This is a genomic window from Actinomadura napierensis, assembly GCF_039529375.1.
GTDB lineage: Bacteria > Actinomycetota > Actinomycetes > Streptosporangiales > Streptosporangiaceae > Spirillospora > Spirillospora napierensis.
In genome coordinates, this window is sequence record NZ_BAAAMR010000021.1 from 1 (window position 1) to 18629 (window position 18629).

The 18629-nt window shown below is 72.0% G+C and carries 18 protein-coding genes; 14 read left to right on the plus strand and 4 right to left on the minus strand.

The genetic code is table 11. The features are described 5' to 3' along the window. On the plus strand, positions 1 to 669 hold a 669-nt coding region (locus ABD296_RS14255; protein ID WP_344266296.1), incomplete at its 5' end, for a DMT family transporter. Beyond that, on the plus strand, positions 644 to 1669 hold the full coding sequence (locus ABD296_RS14260) for a hypothetical protein (protein ID WP_344266299.1): 1026 nt from the start codon (positions 644 to 646) through the stop codon (positions 1667 to 1669). The genes ABD296_RS14255 and ABD296_RS14260, both read left to right, overlap by 26 nt. Before the next feature lie 71 nt (positions 1670 to 1740). On the opposite strand, the gene ABD296_RS14265 is transcribed toward ABD296_RS14260, so the two are convergent. Then, positions 1741 to 1917 (minus strand): hypothetical protein, encoded by a 177-nt coding sequence (locus tag ABD296_RS14265; RefSeq protein WP_344266302.1) that lies wholly within the window; start codon positions 1915 to 1917, stop codon positions 1741 to 1743. Between the two features lie 344 nt (positions 1918 to 2261). Here ABD296_RS14265 and ABD296_RS14270 point away from each other — a divergent pair, with 344 nt between their 5' ends. The 8 genes from ABD296_RS14270 (at position 2262) to ABD296_RS14305 (ending at position 12313) form a co-directional block, all read left to right on the plus strand. Next, complete coding sequence (locus ABD296_RS14270; RefSeq protein WP_344266305.1) at positions 2262 to 3341, plus strand: glycoside hydrolase family 18 protein; 1080 nt, start codon at positions 2262 to 2264, stop codon at positions 3339 to 3341. Between the two features lie 114 nt (positions 3342 to 3455). Further along, complete coding sequence (locus ABD296_RS14275; RefSeq protein ID WP_344266308.1) at positions 3456 to 3677, plus strand: hypothetical protein; 222 nt, start codon at positions 3456 to 3458, stop codon at positions 3675 to 3677. 165 nt (positions 3678 to 3842) lie between these two features. After that, positions 3843 to 4781: a 4-hydroxy-tetrahydrodipicolinate synthase gene (gene dapA, locus ABD296_RS14280; RefSeq protein ID WP_344266311.1), complete on the plus strand. Its 939-nt coding sequence runs from the start codon at positions 3843 to 3845 to the stop codon at positions 4779 to 4781. Next, positions 4778 to 6463: a ribonuclease J gene (locus tag ABD296_RS14285; protein WP_344266314.1), complete on the plus strand. Its 1686-nt coding sequence runs from the start codon at positions 4778 to 4780 to the stop codon at positions 6461 to 6463. The genes dapA and ABD296_RS14285 overlap by 4 nt, the downstream gene beginning before the upstream one ends. Positions 6464 to 6571: 108 nt before the next feature. Next, the gene (locus ABD296_RS14290) at positions 6572 to 9244 is read left to right on the plus strand and encodes an FtsK/SpoIIIE family DNA translocase (protein ID WP_344266317.1); all 2673 of its coding nucleotides are present in this window, start codon (positions 6572 to 6574) and stop codon (positions 9242 to 9244) included. Positions 9245 to 9462: 218 nt separating this feature from the next. Beyond that, a complete protein-coding gene (locus ABD296_RS14295) occupies positions 9463 to 10218 on the plus strand; it encodes a helix-turn-helix domain-containing protein (protein WP_344266320.1) in 756 nt (251 codons plus the stop codon). Positions 10219 to 10313: 95 nt separating this feature from the next. Beyond that, a complete protein-coding gene (gene rimO / locus ABD296_RS14300) occupies positions 10314 to 11729 on the plus strand; it encodes a 30S ribosomal protein S12 methylthiotransferase RimO (RefSeq protein ID WP_344266323.1) in 1416 nt (471 codons plus the stop codon). Positions 11730 to 11737: 8 nt separating this feature from the next. Further along, positions 11738 to 12313 (plus strand): CDP-alcohol phosphatidyltransferase family protein, encoded by a 576-nt coding sequence (locus ABD296_RS14305; RefSeq protein WP_344266326.1) that lies wholly within the window; start codon positions 11738 to 11740, stop codon positions 12311 to 12313. 13 nt (positions 12314 to 12326) lie between these two features. Here ABD296_RS14305 and ABD296_RS14310 read toward each other — a convergent pair whose 3' ends face one another. After that, positions 12327 to 13109, minus strand: coding sequence for an MOSC domain-containing protein (locus tag ABD296_RS14310; protein ID WP_344266329.1), 783 nt, complete (start codon positions 13107 to 13109; stop codon positions 12327 to 12329). A gap of 87 nt (positions 13110 to 13196) precedes the next feature. Here ABD296_RS14310 and ABD296_RS14315 point away from each other — a divergent pair, with 87 nt between their 5' ends. From ABD296_RS14315 to ABD296_RS14330, 4 genes are all read left to right on the plus strand, one after another. Further along, the gene (locus tag ABD296_RS14315; RefSeq protein WP_344266332.1) at positions 13197 to 13709 is read left to right on the plus strand and encodes a DUF1990 family protein; all 513 of its coding nucleotides are present in this window, start codon (positions 13197 to 13199) and stop codon (positions 13707 to 13709) included. 557 nt (positions 13710 to 14266) lie between these two features. Beyond that, positions 14267 to 15562, plus strand: coding sequence for a CinA family nicotinamide mononucleotide deamidase-related protein (locus ABD296_RS14320; protein WP_344266335.1), 1296 nt, complete (start codon positions 14267 to 14269; stop codon positions 15560 to 15562). 111 nt (positions 15563 to 15673) lie between these two features. Further along, positions 15674 to 16027 (plus strand): helix-turn-helix domain-containing protein, encoded by a 354-nt coding sequence (locus ABD296_RS14325; RefSeq protein ID WP_151538353.1) that lies wholly within the window; start codon positions 15674 to 15676, stop codon positions 16025 to 16027. A gap of 167 nt (positions 16028 to 16194) precedes the next feature. Continuing rightward, a complete protein-coding gene (locus ABD296_RS14330; protein WP_344266342.1) occupies positions 16195 to 16662 on the plus strand; it encodes a Dps family protein in 468 nt (155 codons plus the stop codon). A gap of 126 nt (positions 16663 to 16788) precedes the next feature. Here ABD296_RS14330 and ABD296_RS14335 read toward each other — a convergent pair whose 3' ends face one another. Both ABD296_RS14335 and ABD296_RS14340 read right to left on the minus strand, forming a co-directional pair. Continuing rightward, positions 16789 to 17673 carry a LysR family transcriptional regulator gene (locus ABD296_RS14335; RefSeq protein WP_344266345.1) on the minus strand — a complete coding sequence of 295 codons (885 nt, stop codon included), beginning with the start codon at positions 17671 to 17673 and terminating at the stop codon, positions 16789 to 16791. A gap of 164 nt (positions 17674 to 17837) precedes the next feature. Next, complete coding sequence (locus ABD296_RS14340) at positions 17838 to 18626, minus strand: DNA-formamidopyrimidine glycosylase family protein (RefSeq protein WP_344266348.1); 789 nt, start codon at positions 18624 to 18626, stop codon at positions 17838 to 17840. Positions 18627 to 18629: the final 3 nt, after the last annotated feature.

The following is an 18629-nucleotide window of genomic DNA, read 5'->3' on the forward strand; positions in this document are numbered from 1 at the left end:
CGCGCGCCCCCCGCCTCCCCGGGCGTGCTGCGGGGGGGCGAGCGGCCGTCCCGCGTCGTCTGGCTCGCCGGCGCCGCCGGGGCCGCCTGCGTCACCGGCTTCGCGCTGGTCCGCGGCGCCGGCCGGTTCAGCGCCGCCGACCTGCTGCTGTTCGGCGCGCTGCTGGCCGCCGCCGCGGGCTACGCCGAGGGCGGCCGGCTCGCCCGCGACATGCCCGGCTGGCGGGTGATCTCGTGGGCGCTCGTGCTCGCCGCGCCCATCACCGTCCCGGTCACCGGTTGGCTGCTCGCCACGACGCACCCGCACTGGACGGGCCACACCGTGCTCGGCTTCGGGTACGTGACGGTGTTCTCCGCCTACCTCGGCTTCTTCGCCTGGTACGAGGGTCTGGCGCGCGCCGGGATCGCCCGCGCCAGCCAGGTGCAGCTCGCCCAGCCGGTGCTGACGCTGGCCTGGTCGTGGCTCCTGCTCGACGAGTCGGTCGACGCGGTGACCGTGCTCGCCGCCGTTGGGGTTCTCGTCTGCGTGGCCCTGACCCAGCGGACGCGGGTCCGCCGCACCCCCGGCGCCTTCCGGGCCGTGACGGGGTCGCCCACAATGGACGGTAGGGCGTCACAGAACGGTGACCATCGAGGAGCCTTCCATGGCCGACAAGCCGATCGTTCCTGAGGGCGGGTTCTGGCCCGCCCCGGAGATCCCGCAGCCGAACATCTACCCGATGGAGTGGCGCGTCGAGACCGACAAGCTCGCCGCCATCTACGAAAAGTCGAAGCGGACGGTGTGGAACCCCGCCGACCTGCCCTGGGACGAGCTGCGCCCGGAGGGGTTCACGCCGGAGCAGCGGCTCGGGATCATGTACTGGTTCGCGGTGCTGGCCAACTTCGACGCCTCCGGTCCCGCGGTGTTCGCCCGCGCCACCATCCACGCGTTTGAGCAGCACGAGGAGGACCCGGTCCGCAAGTGCTTCTTCTCGATCACGCGCGACGAGATGAACCACGAGGAGTGCTGCCAGCGGTCGATCGCGCGGATCTGGCCGGGCGGCCCGCTCGGCTGGCGGCCGGAGACGGACCTGGAGAAGGCCGCGCACAACAACATCGGCTGGCTCTACCACAATGGCGGCCGCTATTGGCACGGCTACAGCAGCGCCGTCCGCAAGTACTCGCTCGCCGTGCTGTTCACCAGCTTCATGATGGGGGAGATGGCCGCGTCGACCCTGTTCCGCGGTATGGCGTCGGGGACCCGCCATCCGCTGTTCGGTGAAATGTTCAAGCGGATCGGTAGGGACGAGTCGCGGCATCTGCAGATCTGCATGACGATCCTCGAGAACGAATGGCCCGGACTCACCGAGGACGTCAAGGGCCAGATCACCAAGCAGCTGCGGGCCGGGTTCGTGTTCCTGTCGATGATCCTCTGGGAGCCGCCGGACGGCTTCTGGGACCTGCCGCCCTACTTCCTGGCCAACCACCGCGTCCTGATGGACCACGCCCGCGACGCCGGGCTCGGCGTCCTGTCGTTCGGCGAGCAGGCGGAGAACTGGCGGGTCGCCATCGCCCGCGTCCGCGCGATCGTGGAGCGCTGGGGCATCGAGTTCCCGGCCATTCCCGAGCTGGACATCTCCGGCGTCGACGTCACCGGCATCGAGGCTGAGGACATCATTCCCGTCTTCTGACCCTTCGTTGAGTTGCGGCGAGTCGTCGTTACGGATCGGTCCGTAACGACGACTCGCCGCAACTCAAGGGCTCAGTCTTTGACGATCTGGGCCAGCAGGGTGACGACGCCGACGCCGACGCCGATGGGGATCGCGGCCTGCGGGGCCAGCGCGGTCAGCGCGGCGGCTCCGGCCGCCACGAGGACGATCAGGAGAGCGCGGGTGCTGATCAGGGGTTTCGGTTCGGCCTGGTTCGGTCGTGCTCGCATGTCGGTTCGACCTCCATCCCGGTACTTCGGAACAGGATCGGGGCGGCCCCCCATCGCGACCTCCGATTCGAACCAATGTTCGAATCGGAGGTCGCGGCGCCGCTGAACCGCCTCGTCACCACAGGCTTCCCCCGGTGCGGGCGCTCGGCGCACGCGCCACGCGGGCCCGGCGCAATCATGATCGACTGATGGCCGTCGCATGCCCTCGGCCATGCCCGGCGCCGACCCGGCCGGCCCGGGTGCGCCCGATGTGGCACGGCACTCCCGATATGCCCGATGCGTCGAGCTATACCCGGTCAGCGCTGGATGTCCGATGCGCTGGCCCTGTAGGCGATCATTGCCGGATGGCGGGGACGAGGCGGTCGGGCGGGGTCCGGCGCGGGGTACTGCGGTGGGCGGGCTGGACGGCGGCGTACGCCCTCGGCCTGGTGGCGATCGCCTTCGCCGGGGCATGGGTGTGGTGGCAGCCCGAGCCCAAGGCGCGCGGCACCGAGGTGAACGCGCTGTGGGCGCGCCACCAGTGGGTGGGGGAGCCGCACACGGACGCCGAATACCGGGCCCTTGCCGCGCTCCTCCAGGAGAACCGGATCACCGACGTGTTCTTCCACGCCGGGCCGTTCGAGGCGGACGGGACGGTGCCCGCGTCCAAGTACCGGTACGCGAAGCGCCTGGTCGCCGCCGTCCACAAGTACGCGCCGGGCGTGCACGCCCAGGCGTACCTGGGGCAGATCCGCACGGTGGAAGGCAAGGGCGTCATCGACCTGGACGTCCCGGCGGTCCGGGAGCAGGTGCTCAAGACCGACGCGGCCTTCCTCGACCTCGGCTTCGACGGCATCCACTACGACTTCGAGCCGATCTATCCCGACGACCGGGCGTTCCTGGCGCTGCTGGACGGCACCCGCGAGCTGACCCGCTCGCGCGGTCGCCTGCTGTCGGTCGCACTGGAACAGCCGACGCTCTTTGACGCGGCCCAATCCGTCTACAAGGCCCTGCTCCCGCGCACCGGGCCGTGGCACTACCCGCCCCGTCCGACCGACGACTTCCTGCGAAAGGTCGCCCGCCGGGTCGACCAGGTGGCGATCATGACCTATGACGTGTCGCTGCCGACGCGGTCGCTCGCGGGCTGGCACTTCGCCCGGCACACCCGGCACACCCTCGAACTCATCGGCGATCAGGTGACGGTATTCGTCGGCGTCCCCACTTACCGACCCAAGATGGACTGGGCTGAGAATCTCACCGTCGCACTCCGTGGTGTAAGGCGCGGAATCGACGAGCTGAAACGGCCGCCGAAGCGCCCGTACGGCGTCGGCGTGTACGCCGACTGGACCACCGGACCGGCCGAATGGGCCCGTTATCGCGCGACATGGCTGCCTCCCGCGACAGAAAAAGTTGGCCCCCGGGAAACCCGGCCGACTACGTACTGATTTCTTCGTATGCCCAGGTAGAAAGGGGTGTATAGCGACGCCCCGGTGGGGTAGGGACGGGTGCGGAAGACCGGGCCGTACCAGCGGATGGCAAAGGGAAGTGGGGACGAGGCCGTGCGCATTCAGCAGACGGTGTGGCATGACGCCGACCGGCTCAGCGAGCTGTCAGCCGAGTTCACCGGCTGGCGGATCGGGCGGGGCGGGTCAGGGCAGTGGTGGGCCGTCCGGGGCAATGATCTCGTGCGCACGCCGGACGTCGAGGAACTGCGCGGCCGGCTGCGCGAACTGACCGGAGGGTCATGTTATCCAACCGAGTCCGGGAAGTGGCCGGACTGACCCCGTAACGAGGCATTTGCGTGCCACGATGTCGGGTGTGGGAGCCGCCGCCACGCGTACCCCCGAGCGTGTGGCGGCGGCTTCTTCCATGCCCGTCCGGGCCCGGCCGCGAAACCCCTCCACCTGCGGGTCCAAGCCGGCGGCCGGAACGGTACCGTTCGATGCATGGCACCCAGCACATCGACCGACGCCCCGTTCGGGCGGATGCTGACCGCGATGGTCACGCCGTTCCTGCCGGACGGCGGAGTCGACTACGACGGCGCCGCGCGCCTCGCGACCCACCTGGTCGACGAGCGGCGCCACGACGGCCTGGTCGTCAACGGGACGACCGGCGAGTCGCCGACGACGAGCGACGACGAGAAGAGCACGCTTCTGCGCGCGGTCATCGAGGCGGTCGGCGACCGCGCCGTGATCGTCGCCGGTGCCGGAACCAACCACACCGAGCACACCCTGAAACTCGCGCGGCAGGCCGAGGCCGCCGGCGCGCACGGTCTGCTCGTGGTCACCCCGTACTACAACAAGCCCCCGCAGGAGGGCCTGCTCCGCCACTTCACGGCGGTGGCCGACGCGACGGGCCTGCCGAACATGCTCTACGACATCCCGGGGCGCGCCGGGGTGCCGATCCAGAACGACACGCTGATGAAACTCGCCGAGCACCCGCGGATCATCGCGGTCAAGGACGCCAAGGGCGACCTGTTCGGGGCGTCCCGGGTGATGGCGGAGACCGACCTGGTCTGGTACTCCGGCGACGACGTGCTGAACCTGCCGTGGCTGTCGGTCGGCGCCGCCGGGTTCGTCAGTGTGGTCGGCCATGTCGTGGGCACCGAGCTCCATGAGATGATCGACGCATACCGCGCCGGTGAGCATGGGCGGGCGCTGGAGATCCACCGGCGCCTGCTGCCCGTGGTCACCGCGATCATGACCCGCACGCAGGGCGCCATCGCCGTGAAGGCAGCGCTGAACCTGCTGGGCCTTCCCGGGGGCGGCCCGCTGCGCGCCCCGCTGGTGGAGGCCACGGCCGAGTTCGCGGTGCACCTGCGCGAAGACCTCACGATAGGGGGAGTGAAAGTGCCGGAGGCAACCATTCCGGAGGTCGCCCGGTGAGCCATCCTCACCCGGAGCTCTCGGACCCGCCCGCCCCGCCCGAGGGCGGGCTGCGCATCGTCGCGCTCGGCGGGCTCGGGGAGATCGGCCGCAACATGACGGTCTACGAGCTCGGCGGACGCCTGCTCGTCGTCGACTGCGGCGTGCTCTTCCCCGAGACCGAGCAGCCCGGCGTCGACCTGATCCTGCCGGATTTCGAGTACATCAGGGAACGCCTCGACGACATCGAGGCCGTCGTCCTCACGCACGGGCACGAAGACCACATCGGCGCGGTCCCGTACCTGCTGCGCGAGCGCCGCGACATCCCGCTGATCGGCTCGAGGCTCACCCTGGCCCTGCTGGAGGCCAAGCTCACCGAGCACCGCATCAAACCGGTCACCGACGTGGTGGCCGAGGGCGACCGGCGCACGTTCGGGCCGTTCGACTGCGAGTTCTTCGCCGTCAACCACTCGATCCCGGACGCCCTCGCCCTCGCCGTCCGCACGACCGCCGGGCTCGTCCTGCACACCGGCGACTTCAAGATGGACCAACTGCCGCTGGACGGCCGGCTCACCGACCTGCCCGGGTTCGCCCGGCTCGGCGCCGAGGGCATCGACCTGCTGCTCTCGGACTCCACCAACGCCGAGGTCCCCGGCTTCGTCACCAGCGAGCGCAACATCGGGCCGGTCGTCGACGAGGTGTTCCGCACCGCGCAGGAGCGGCTCATCGTCGCGTGCTTCGCCTCGCACATCCACCGCGTCCAGCAGGTCCTGGACGCCGCGGTCGCCAACGGCCGCAAGGTGTGCTTCGTGGGCCGCTCGATGGTCCGCAACATGGGCGTCGCCCGCGAGCTGGGCTACCTGAACGTCCCCGAGGACATCATGGTCGACCAGAAGGAGCTGGACGACATCCCCGGCGACCGGCTGGTGCTGGTGTGCACCGGCTCGCAGGGCGAGCCGATGTCGGCGCTGTCGCGGATGGCCAACCGGGACCACTCGATCCGCATCACCGACCGCGACACGGTGATGCTGGCGTCCTCGCTCATCCCCGGCAACGAGAACGCGGTGAACCGCGTCATCAACGGCCTCACCCGGTGGGGCGCGCGGATCGTGCACAAGGGCAACGCGCTCGTGCACGTGTCGGGGCACGCGTCGGCGGGCGAGCTGCTGTACGTGCTGAACGTGACCAAGCCCGGCAACTTCATGCCGATCCACGGCGAGTGGCGGCACCTGCGGGCGCACGCCAAGCTCGCCGCGCTCACCGGCGTCCCCGACGACAACATCGTCATCGCCGAGGACGGCGTGGTCGTCGACCTGGTGGACGGCCACGCCAAGATCGTCGGTGCCGTCCCGGCCGGGTACGTGTACGTGGACGGCCTGTCGGTCGGCGAGGTCACCGAGACCTCGCTGAAGGACCGGCGGATCCTCGGCGAGGAGGGCTTCGTCTCCATCGTCGTCGGGATCGACTCCACCTCCGGCAAGCTGGTGGCCGGGCCCGAGGTGCACGCCCGCGGCGCCGGCATCGTCAACGAGGACTTCAACGAGATCATCGAGCGGATCGAGGGGGTCCTCGCCGGCGCGGCCGGCGACGCCGTCAACGACCAGCACCAGATCAACCAGCTGATCCGCCGCACGGTCGGCAAGTGGGTGAGCGACAACTACCGCCGCCGCCCGATGATCATCCCGGTGGTCGTCGAGGTCTAGCCGCCGTCCGGGACGGCCGCGGCGCACGGTCGCGGCCGTCCCGGTATGGGGCAACACGCCCGTTCGCCGTCCCGGGAACCCCGAGCGTCCTTGGCTACTCTCATAACCATGGCCACACGTGCGTCCGGGGGAGCGAAGACCACCTCCTCGCGTACCGGGGGCAGCGCGGCTCGCAAACCCGCAGGGCCGTCCCCCCGGAAGCGAACGAGCGGCAGTGCGAAGGGCGGTGGCGCGAAGGGCGGCGGAGCCAGGAGCGGCGCGGCCAAGGGCGGCGCCGGCCGGGGCTCCGGCTGCGGGCGCCCGCAGCAGCAGAAGCCCGACCCGATCTCGCAGGCCGTCCTCGGGTTCTTCAAGCTGCTGTTCAAGCTGTACCTGCTCGCGGCGGTCGCCGTCGGCTCCATCTTCCGCGCCTACGGCGACGGCGCCCGCAACCTCGACCCCGAGCACCGGCGCGACGGGCTCGGGCTCGCGCTGCTCGGCTCGTCGATCGTGCTGGCGTCGGTCACCTGGTTCCGGCCCGACGGCGTCGTCACGATCGCGCTGGAGAAGGTCGTGCGCGGCGGCATCGGCATCGTCGCGATGGCGCTGCCGGTGGTGCTGGCGCTGCTGGCGTGGCGGACGCTGCGCCACCCCGAGCAGAACGAGGAGACCGGGCGCGTCGTCATCGGGCTGACCGCGCTCACCGTCGGCGTGCTCGGCGTCCTGCACATCGCCGCGGGCATCCCGTCCCCGTCGAAGGACATGCCCGGGGTGCGCGACGCGGGGGGCGTCGTCGGCTGGCTGGTGTCGGCGCCGCTCGACGCCGCGCTCAGCGGCTGGGTGGCGGTGCCGCTGCTGCTCCTGCTGTCGGGGTTCGGGCTGCTGGTCATCACCGCGACCCCGATCGCGAAGGTGCCCGAGCGCGTCGGCGACCTGTGGGCCGTCGCGACGCTGCAGGGCCGCCCGGAGCGCCCGTCCGACACGGTGGAGGGCGAGCCGGAGGCGCCGAAGAAGCGCCGCCGCAAGAAGAAGGCGGACGAGGCCGGCGACGAGCTGGAGGTCGGCGAGCACTCCAAGCCGTACGACACGCCGCTGCTGGAGGACGAGCCGAAGCGTCCCGACCGGCCGGCGCGCGACCTCGCCGACGAGCTGTTCGAGCCGGACCCGTTCGGCGGCGACGTCCCGCCGCCGGCGCCGCCCGCCGACGACGGGCCGCCGATGGACGACGCGCCGCCGGAGGAGTTCGCCCCGGCCGAGCAGCCCGAGCGCGCCGAGGTCCGCGACCCGACGCCGGCGCCGCGCAGCTCCGAGCAGCTGCCGCTGTCGTCGTCCGGCGAGGTCTACGTCTTGCCCGACACCTCGTCGCTGCGGCCGGGCACCGTGACCAAGGCGCGCACGAAGGCCAACGACACGGTGGTGAACGCCCTCACCGGGGTGCTGGAGCAGTTCGACATCGACGCGCAGGTCACCGGGTTCACCCGGGGGCCGACGATCACCCGGTACGAGATCGAACTGGGCCCGGCGGTCAAGGTCGAGAAGGTCATCGCGCTGACCAAGAACATCGCTTACGCGGTGAAGAGCGCGGACGTGCGGATCATCTCGCCGATCCCCGGCAAGTCGGCGATCGGCGTGGAGATTCCGAACACCGACAAGGACATCGTCAGCCTCGGCGACGTGCTGCGCTCACCCGCGGCGACCAACGAGCACCACCCGATGATCGTGGGCCTCGGCAAGGACGTCGAGGGCCGCACGGTGGTGGCGAACCTGGCGAAGATGCCGCACATCCTCATCGCGGGCGCGACCGGCGCCGGCAAGTCGACGTGCATCAACGGGCTCATCACCTCGATCCTGATGCGCGCGACGCCGGACGAGGTGCGGATGATCCTCGTCGACCCGAAACGGGTCGAGTTGACCATGTATCAGGGCATTCCCCACCTGATCACCCCGATCATCACAAATCCCAAAAAAGCGGCCGAAGCGCTCGAATGGGTCGTCGGCGAAATGGACCGCCGTTACGACGACCTGGCCGCGTCCGGCTTCCGGCACATCGACGACTTCAACAAGGCGGTGAAGGCGGGCAGGCTCACCGCGCCGCCCGGCAGCGAGCGCGTCTACACCCCCTACCCGTACATGCTGGTGATCGTGGACGAGCTCGCCGACCTGATGATGGTCGCACCGCGCGACGTCGAGGACTCCGTCGTCCGCATCACCCAGCTCGCCCGCGCCGCCGGCATCCACCTGGTGCTGGCGACGCAGCGCCCGTCGGTGGACGTCGTCACCGGGCTCATCAAGGCCAACGTGCCGTCCCGGCTGGCGTTCGCGACGTCGTCGCTGTCGGACAGCCGCGTCATCCTCGACCAGCCGGGCGCGGAGAAGCTGGTCGGGCAGGGCGACGCCCTGTTCCTGCCGATGGGCGCGAGCAAGCCCATGCGGCTCCAGAACGCCTACGTGGCGGAGAAGGAGATCACCGGGATCGTCGACCACTGCAAGGGGCAGATGGAGGCGAAATACCGGGAGGACGTCGCCGAGTCGTCCGCGCCGAAGAAGGAGATCGACGAGGACATCGGCGACGACATGGACCTGCTCGTCCAGGCGATCGAGCTGGTGGTGTCGACGCAGTTCGGGTCGACCTCGATGCTGCAGCGCAAGCTGCGCGTCGGGTTCGCCAAGGCGGGCCGGCTGATGGACCTGATGGAGAGCCGCGACATCGTCGGGCCGAGCGAGGGCTCCAAGGCCCGCGACGTGCTCGCCAAGCCCGACGACCTGCCCGGGGTGCTCGCGGAACTGCGCGGCGGAGGCTGACGGGCCGTTCCCCCGCGGCCCTTACCGCGGGGGAACAATGGAATGTCCGCTCGGTTGCCGTCATATGGCCGCCCGATCCAGGGACGGGCATGGCGGAATGATGCGAAATCTTGCCCTGTTTCGAACGTGTTGGCGCTCGCCGAGCGGGCATTCCCGTTTCTAGACTGGTGTCGCATCAGCGTGGAACCAGCCGCGGACGCGCTCGAAGGAGGCCTGGCGTGAGCATCGGTGAGACCTTGGCCCAGGAGCGACGGCAGGCGGGTCTCTCGGTGACGCAGGTCAGTCTCCACACGCGGATCCGCGAGACGGTGATCCGCGGCATGGAGTCCGACGACTTCTCCGCCTGCGGCGGCAACTTCTACGCCCGCGGCCACATCCGCAGCATCGCGCGGGTCATCGGCATCGACCCCGAACCGCTCGTCACCGAGTTCGACGCCGCGCACGGCGGCGCGCCGCAGCCGGTGTCGGCGACGGCGGCGTTCGAGCCGGAGCGCCCGATCCCCTTCCGCGAGCGCCGCTCGGCGAACTGGAGCGCGGCGATGGCCCTTGCCCTCGCCGTCGTGGTCATCGGCGGGGTGTTCCAGGCCATCCGGCACGACGGCGGGCACGAGCGGCACACCGCGCGGCAGGTCGCCGGGACGCCCGCGGCGCGCACGCCGAAGCCGAGCCCGTCGCCGCCCGTCAAGACGACCGACCCGGTCGCGGCGGCCCCGCGCACCAAGGTCGAGGTCCAGGTCATCGCCAAGCGCACGGTCTGGGTCAACGTCCGCGGCGACAAGGGCAAGGCGCTGTACTCCGGCGTACTGCGCAGCGGCGACCAGAAGAAGTGGACCGCGAAGAAGAAGATCAGCATGGTGATCGGCGTCGGCGGCGGCGTCCGGCTCACCGTGAACGGCAAGGACATCGGCACGCCCGGCAAGGGCAAGGGCGTGCAGCGGCTCAGCTTCGACCGCAACGACCCGGCGGCCGCCTGACGTCCCGAAGCGGCCCCGCCGAGGGCGTGACCGCCCGGTCGCCGCACCGGCGGGGCGAGGGCCCGCCAGGTCCCGGCGCCCATTACCTTAGGGGCATGTCGACTCGCCGCAAGGTCTCGCTGATCACGCTGGGCTGCGCCCGCAACGAGGTGGACTCCGAAGAGCTCGCCGCGCGCATGGAGAACGCCGGCTGGGACCTGGCCGACGGCGCGGACGGCGCCGACGTCGTGGTCGTCAACACCTGCGGCTTCATCGAGGCGGCGAAGAAGGACTCGATCGACACGCTGCTGGCCGCGCACGACTCCGGCGCCAAGGTCGTCGCCGCCGGCTGCATGGCCGAGCGGTACGGCAGGGAGCTGGCGGAGGCGCTGCCGGAGGCCGACGCGGTGATCGGCTTCGACGACTACCTGTCGATCGGGGAGCGGCTCGACGAGGTGGTGGAGGGCCGCGCGCGCGAGGCCCACACCCCGCGCGACCGCCGCACGCTGCTGCCGATCAGCCCCGCCGAGCGCTCCGCGTCCGCGCCGGACGTGGCGATCCCCGGGCACGGTGGCCCGGGCGACCTGCCGGACGGCCTGGCCCCCGCGTCGGGGCCGCGGGTGCTGCGGCGGCGCCTCGGCGGCGGCCCGGTCGCCCCGCTGAAGCTGGCGTCCGGCTGCGACCGGCGCTGCACGTTCTGCGCCATCCCGGCGTTCCGCGGCGCGTACGTGTCGCGTCCGCCGGCGGAGGTGCTGGAGGAGGCGCGCTGGCTCGCCGGCCACGGCGTCCGCGAGCTGGTGCTGGTCAGTGAGAACTCCACGTCCTACGGCAAGGACCTCGGCGACCTGCGGGCGCTGGAGAAGCTGCTGCCGGGCCTCGCCGCCGTGGACGGCATCGAGCGCGTCCGGGCCAGCTACCTGCAGCCCGCCGAGACCCGGCCGGGGCTGATCGAGGCGATCTGCGGCACGCCCGGCGTCGCGCCCTACTTCGACCTGTCCTTCCAGCACGCCAGCGGACCGGTGCTGCGCTCGATGCGGCGGTTCGGCGACCGCGTCCGGTTCCTGGAGCTGCTCGACCAGATCCGCGCGCTGGCCCCGGAGGCGGGCGTGCGGTCCAACTTCATCGTCGGGTTCCCCGGCGAGACCGAGGACGACTACGAGGAACTGGCGGAGTTCCTGTCCGCCGCGCGGCTCGACGCGATCGGCGTGTTCGGCTACTCCGACGAGGACGGCACCGAGGCCGCGAACCTGCCCGGCAAGGTCGACCCGGACGAGATCGCCCGCCGCGTCGAGGACCTGACGGAGCTCGCCGAGGAGCTGACCTCGCAGCGCGCCGAGGACCGCGTCGGCACCGAGATCCACGTCCTGCTGGAGGACAAGGCGGACGGCGGGTTCGAGGGCCGCGCGGCCCACCAGGCGCCCGAGGTGGACGGGACGGTGCTGGTCCGCGGCGAGGGGCTGGCCCTCGGGGAGATCGTCGCCGCCCGCGTGACCGGTGCCGACGGAGTGGACCTCGTCGCGGACGTGTCATGATCGCCGGCATGCCCGAACCGGTCGCCGGGGCGCCCGATCCGCCGCCCGCGAGCGTCTACAACATCGCCAACGCGCTGACGCTGCTGCGCATCGCGCTGGTCCCGCTGTTCGTGTGGCTGCTGTTCCTGGACGGCACCGGCTGGCGGATCGGCGCGTTCGCGGTGTTCGCCGCCGCGTCCGTCACCGACAAGATCGACGGGGACCTGGCCCGCGCCCGCGGCCTCGTCACCGACTTCGGCAAGATCGCCGACCCGATCGCCGACAAGGCGCTCATCGGGGCGGCCCTGGTCAGCCTGTCGGTGCTGGGCGAGCTGTGGTGGTGGGTGACGGTCGTCATCATGGTCCGCGAGATCGGCATCACGCTGATGCGGTTCGTCGTCATCAGGTACGGGGTGATCCCGGCCAGCAAGGGCGGCAAGCTGAAGACGATGCTGCAGGTCTTCGCGATCGGCTTCTATATCCTGCCGGGTCCGCTGGACTACCTGCGCTGGGTCACAATGGGCGCCGCCCTGATCGTCACCGTCGTCACGGGCGCCGACTACGTCGCGCAGGCCTGGCGGCTGCGCCGCGCCCCGCGCTCCTGACCGTCCGCCGGGCTCAGGTCGCGGACAGCTCGCCGCCCACGCGCAGGACGCCGGTGACGCGCGGGACGCCGAGCCGCCCGAACACGATCTCGCGGGAGCCGTTGAAGTGGCCGGTGCGGTACCCGGCGAGCGTGCGCAGGGCCACGGGGGAGCGCCGGGCCGTCTCCTGGTCGGTGTTGATGATGACGCAGCGCGCGCACGGCTTGATCAGCTCGATCTCGGCGCCGCCGCGCAGCCGGGTGACCCCGTCCTCGCCGTAGGGGCCGAGGCCGCGCAGGACGATGTTGGGGCGGAACCGGTCCATCGGGAGCGGCGCGTCCACCCGGTCGTTCAGGTCGTCGAGCGACTCGCCGGACAGCACCGAGACCGGGTACCCGTCCGCGAACGTCAGCGTGCCGCCGCCGCGCTTGGTCGGGCGCGTCCCGGTGAAGCGGACGAGGCGGCAGCCGATCCCGAGGGCGTCGGAGAACCATTCCGCGGCGTCGTCGCCTTGGTCGATGCCCTGGCAGGGAAGGCGGTGCACGGTGACGTCGCGGGCCGGGCCGTCGGCGGCCTCGCAGATCAGGGGCGAGTCGGCGAGCGGCGTGTGGACGGTGAGCTTCACGCCGTCGTAGGCGGGCCGGAGCAGGGCGAGTTCGGGCACCTCCCGCTGCGACAGGTGCCGTCCGTCCGGGCGGACGAGCATGAACGCGCGGTCGTGCCGGAACCCCTGCGGTGTCAGTTCGGCCTCGGCGAGCGCGACACCTCCCGCGCTCTTGATGGGGAAGACGTTCAGTCCGGCGATGACGGCGAGCATGAGGCGACGTTAGATCGGCGTCCGGCGGGTGAACAGGAGAACGAGCGATACTTGACACCGATTGGTCAGTTTGGGGGCCGGAGGTCGATGAGCGGGCAAGGCTTCACTTATCGCGAGGTCGGCGCGACGCGGGACGCGGAGCGGCCGCCGGGGTACCGGCATCTGCGGGTGCGCACGCTCGTCGGCGCGGGGCCGGCCGCGTTCCGGAACGCCTCGGACGCGCTGATGGAGTTCTGGATGCACCGGGCGCTTCCGGCGCGCGTGCGGGCGTCGGCTCCGCGCGCGGCGCCCGGCGTGACCGTCGAGATGGGCGCCGGGATCGGACCGCTGCGGCTGTCGGCGCCGTGCCGGGTCGTCTGGACGCAGGAGGAGGACCGCCGCGCCGGATGGGCCTACGGGACGCTGGAGGGCCATCCGATGGCGGGGGAGGAGGCGTTCGTCGTGCACCTGGACGACGAGGGCGAGGTGTGGCTGACGATCACCTCGTTCAGCCGTCCGGCCACGGCTCCGGCGAAACTGGCAGGGCCGTTCGGGCCGCTGTTCCAGCGCGCGTACGCGCGGCGCTGCGGGGCCGTCCTGCGCCGGCTGGCGCGCCCTTGACCGCCGGAGACGGCCCGGGCCGCGAACGGGTACGGCCGCCATGCGGGCTGCGGGAGCACGCCCACCCCGGTCGTGCCCCGCAGCCCCGTTCATGGCGGCCGCACTGGCAATTATCCCTGTGAATGGGGAGTGGTCGCGACATGGCAAATGAGTTCTGACTCACAAAATGACGGCACGTGTGGCCGATGGTGGACCGCGGAACGCAATGGCGCAGGTCGGGGCGGTGCGACGATGCGCGCCCCGGTCGCGTTCCCATCCGCGCGCAGTGTGCGGGGCCGCGCGGGTGTGTGACACAATGCACGGCTCGCGTTTTTCCCGGCCAACGAAATGAGATATACGGCGAACGATCAGGCAAGTGGTGTTTGCCGGGAAAGAGTCCTTCGTCCTGATTCGGCCGTCCGGTGCCGTCAACCGGGCGCGCCCCGCCGCCGTCGGCGCCCTCCGCCCGCCCTCCGCCTGTTCCGCCGCCCGCTCCGGCCGACCGCGTGCGCGCCCCGCTCCGGACCGTCGTCCCCGGCCGGTAGATTCGGCTGGTCGGCGAACGGGACGGGGAAGCGATGCGGGTCGAACTGCTCACCGTCGGGGACGAGCTGCTCCTCGGCGACACCATCAACGGGAACGCGGCCTGGCTCGGCCGGCGGCTCGCCGAGCACGACGTCGAGGTGACCCGCAGCGTGGTCGTCGGCGACGAGATGGACGTCATCGTCGCCGCGGTGCGGTCCGCGCTGGAGCGCGCCGACGCGGTGATCACCACCGGCGGCCTCGGCCCCACCTACGACGACCTGACCCGCGACGCGCTCGCGCGGGCCGCGGGCGTCCCGCTGGTCCGCGACCCGGCGCTGGAGCGGCGCCTGCGCGAGCGGGCCGAGGCGGCCGGGCGGGAACTGCAGCAGATGGCGTTCCGCATGGCGGAGGTGCCTGAAGGGGCCGGGCAGCTGCGCAACTCGGCCGGCACCGCTCCCGGCCTGCGCGTCGAGCTGGAGGGCGGCGTCGTCTACGCGCTGCCCGGCGTCCCGTTCGAGATGCGCACGATCATGGACGAGGTGGTGCTGCCGGAGCTGGCCGCGACCGCCGGGCTGCCCGCGGTCGCCCGCCGCACGCTGCGCACCGCCGGGATCTGGGAGTCGGTCGTCGCGACGCGGCTCGCCGAGGTCGAGGCCATGGACGGGGTGAAGCTGGCCTACCTGCCCGACCCCGCCGAGGTGAAGATCCGCATCACCACGATCGGCGCGGATCCGAAGGGCCGGCTCGACGGCGTCGAGGTGCGCGTCCGCGAACTGCTCGGCCCCGTCGTCTACGGAGTGGACGACGAGACGCTCGACCGCGTCGTGCACCGGCTGCTCGCCGAGCGCTCCGCCACCGTCGCGGTGGCCGAGTCGCTCACCGGCGGCCTCATCGGCGCCGAGCTGACCGCGATGCCCGGCTCGTCGGAGACGTACGCGGGCGGGATGGTGACGTACGCCACGGAGCTGAAGCACCGCCTGCTCGGCGTCCCGGAGGACCTGCTCGCCGAGCACGGGGCCGTCCACCCCGACGTGGCCGCCGCGATGGCCGCGGGCGTCCGCGACCGGCTCGGCGCGACCTACGGGCTCGCGGTGACCGGCGTCGCCGGCCCGTTGCCGCAGGACGGGCAGCCGGTGGGAACGGTCTATATCGGCGTGACCGGACCCGGGGATACGCGCACCGTGGTCAGGCCGAAACTCCCCGTGCCCGGCACCGGGCCGGAGATCCGCGCGGTGCTCCGCCGGATGACCGTGGTGCACGCGCTTGAGCTGCTCAGACGCGTCCTGTTGGGGCTTGACGCCGAGGTCGCGACCGGGGACGCTCGGGAAGATCGGGAAGTTAGGGGCTGATTACAGCGTTACGTTCCGAGCGAACACGAAATCAACGGTCTGCCATCGCCACCGCCAAGCCGGGTACGGTGGAACCGGCAGATGGTCCGAACTGAGGGAGGGAGCGAGACGATGGTCCTGCTTCGCCAGCTGCTCGGTGACGTACTGCGGCAGCTGCGGCTGCGCCAGGGACGCACCCTCCGTGAGGTTTCCGCGGCCGCGCGGGTTTCCCTCGGCTACCTGTCCGAGGTCGAACGAGGGCAGAAGGAGGCCTCTTCCGAACTGCTCTCCTCGATCTGCAAGGCGCTGGGCGTTCCGCTGTCGCACGTGCTCAGGGAGGTGGCCGACTCGCTGGCCCTCGCCGAGCTGCAGCACGAGCCGGTCATGGCCGGCGCGCCCGAGCACGAGCGGATCCCCGCCGAGCGCATTCCGGAGACCCCCGAGGAGATCACCGGCGAGTTCCGCGGCGACATGGTCGCGGCCTAGCCCCCGCGGATCGCCGTACCGGCCGGTGCCCGCCGGTCGGCGGGCGGCGCGGGGCTCATGCCCCACCGGGGCCGCGGGTGTGCGCGGTCTCACGCATGGGCTCGGCATATGGGGGGACGCTTCCCCGTTGTAGCGGATGACCGTAACGACGCGGAAGGAGCCCGACAATGGCGGCCGTCAAGAGCCCGCTCTCCGACGAGGCACTGAAGGTCACCGGGCAGGCCCTGCAGGGCGCCCTCGTGGACCTCATCGATCTTTCGCTCGTGGCCAAGCAGGCGCACTGGAACCTGACCGGTCGCAATTTCAAGGTCGTGCACGAGCACCTGGACGAGGTCGTCGACCTCGCCCGCGGCGGCCAGGACGACGTGGCCGAGCGCGCCGTGGCGATCGGCGTGAACCCCGACGGTCGTGCCCGCACGGTCGCCGACCGCACCGAGCTCCCGCAGCTCGAGGCCGGATACCTGGCCGACGACAAGGTCGTCGCGGCGGTCACCGACGTGCTGGCGCAGATCATCGCGCGGTTCCGCGAGCGGATCGCGGCGACCGACGAGCCCGACCCCGTGACCCAGGACCTGCTCATCGGCATCACCCAGGAGCTGGAGAAGCAGCACTGGATGTTCCAGGCGCAGACCTGATCGCCTAGAGCGCGGATCCCCGCGCCGCGCCGCCGCGATCCTCGGCGCGGCCCCGGATCCGGACGGAAAAGGCCCGGCCCCTCGTGTGGGGCCGGGCCTTTCCGCGTGTTCGTGGCCTGGCGCGGTTCAGCGGCGCAGGTGCTCCAGGACGGTCTCGGCGAACTCGACGGCCAGCGGGCTCAGCGCGTCCCAGCGGCGCGCCGCCCAGCCGGCCGTGAGCGGCGGCAGGCCGGGGATCGGGATCAGCCGCACCTCGCCCCTCCCGCCGCCCCAGCCGGGCAGCGCGGGCAGGATCGCGTGGCCGAGGCCGAGTTCGGCCAGCAGCAGCGCGGTGTCCCAGTCGGCGACGCTGGTGCTGGACGTCAGCCGCACCCCGTGCCGCTCGAGGTGCATCTCCAGGTGGACGCGGGACGTCGAGTGCGCGGGCAGCTCGATGTGCCGGATGCCCGCCAGATCGTCCAGCGCGATCGCCTCGCGGCCGGCCAGCGGGTCGCCGGTGTGGACGGCCAGCACCCAGGGCAGCTCGCAGGACGCGCGCTGCTCGACGCCGTCCAGCGGCGGGCCGATCGTCACCCAGGCCAGGTCCGCGGTGTGCGTGCGCACCGCCTCCAGGCAGCGGCGGCTGGACCCGGCGGTCTCGAACTGCAGCGCCGCGTCGGGGTGGCGGGTCCGGAACGCGGCCACGCCCGCGGCCATGAAGTGCCGGACGGTGGTGGCGCCCGTTGCGATGCGGACCGTCCCGCCGACGCCGCGGCGCAGGTCATCCAGCTGCCGGAGGGCCGCGTCCAGCCCGGCGATGCCCTCGGTCGCGGCCTGGTGCAGGATCCGGCCGGCGCGGGTGGGCAGCACCCCGCGCGGCCGCCGCTCCAGCAGCACCAGCCCGGTCTCCCGTTCGAGCCGCTTGACGTGCTGGCTCACCGCGGACTGGCTGCACGACAGATCGCGGGCGACGGCGCTCAGGTTGCCGGCCGCGCAGACGGCCACGAACACGCGCAGGTCGTCGAGGGTCATCCGCCCAAGCTAGACCTGGGAGATCGATAAGGAAACCCGAGAATTGACTTGGAACGATCGCAATCGGAGGATGGTCGCGCGGGCGCAGGATCCGGCGACCCGCTCCCGGCGGCGACCCGTCCGCGACCTCGAGGCGCCGGACGGGCGCCGACCGCCCCGACGCCCTAGCGGGACGGTTGGCAGCGCGGGCACCAGAAGGCCGTGCGGTCGCCCACATCGGATGCCTGGGGAGTGCGTTCGATCCGGGTCCCGCAGCGGCGGCAGGGGCGTCCGGCGCGCCCGTACACCCAGTGCTCCTGCCCGCGCGCCAGGTTCCCCGTGGTGACGTGGCCGTGGCGCTCCTTGTTGGCGTCCAGCAGCCGGTGAGCGAGCTCGACCAGGCCGGGCAGGTCGGGGACGTCCGAGACCGGCGTCCACGGGTGCACGCCGCGCAGGAACAGGATCTCGGCCTTGTAGACGTTGCCGATCCCGGCGAGCCGGGTCTGGTCGAGCAGCGCCTCGCCGATCGCGCGGCCGGGCCGCTCCTCCAGCCGGGCGACGGCCCGCGCGGCGAGCCCGGCGTCCCAGCCGGGATCGAGCAGGTCGGGGCCGAGGTGGCCGACGGCCGCGTCCTCCTCGGCGGTGCGCAGCAGCTCGACCAGGCCCAGCGAGGAGCCGACCGCCTGCCGCTCGGCGTTCCCCAGCACCAGCCGGACCCGGTGGTCGCGCGGCGGCGGCCCGGCGGGCCGGATCTGCCAGCGGCCCTCCATGAGCAGATGGGTGTGGATCGTCAGGCCGCCCTCGACGCGGATGAGCAGATGCTTGCCCCGCGACACCACGTCGAGCACCGTCCGCCCGCGCAGGTCGGCGGTCGCCAGGCGGGGCACCCGGAACTGGGCATGCGTCAACGGCCGCCCGGCCAGCGCCTCGCGCAGGCGCCGGGCGGTCAGCCAGACGACATCGCCTTCGGGCACCGT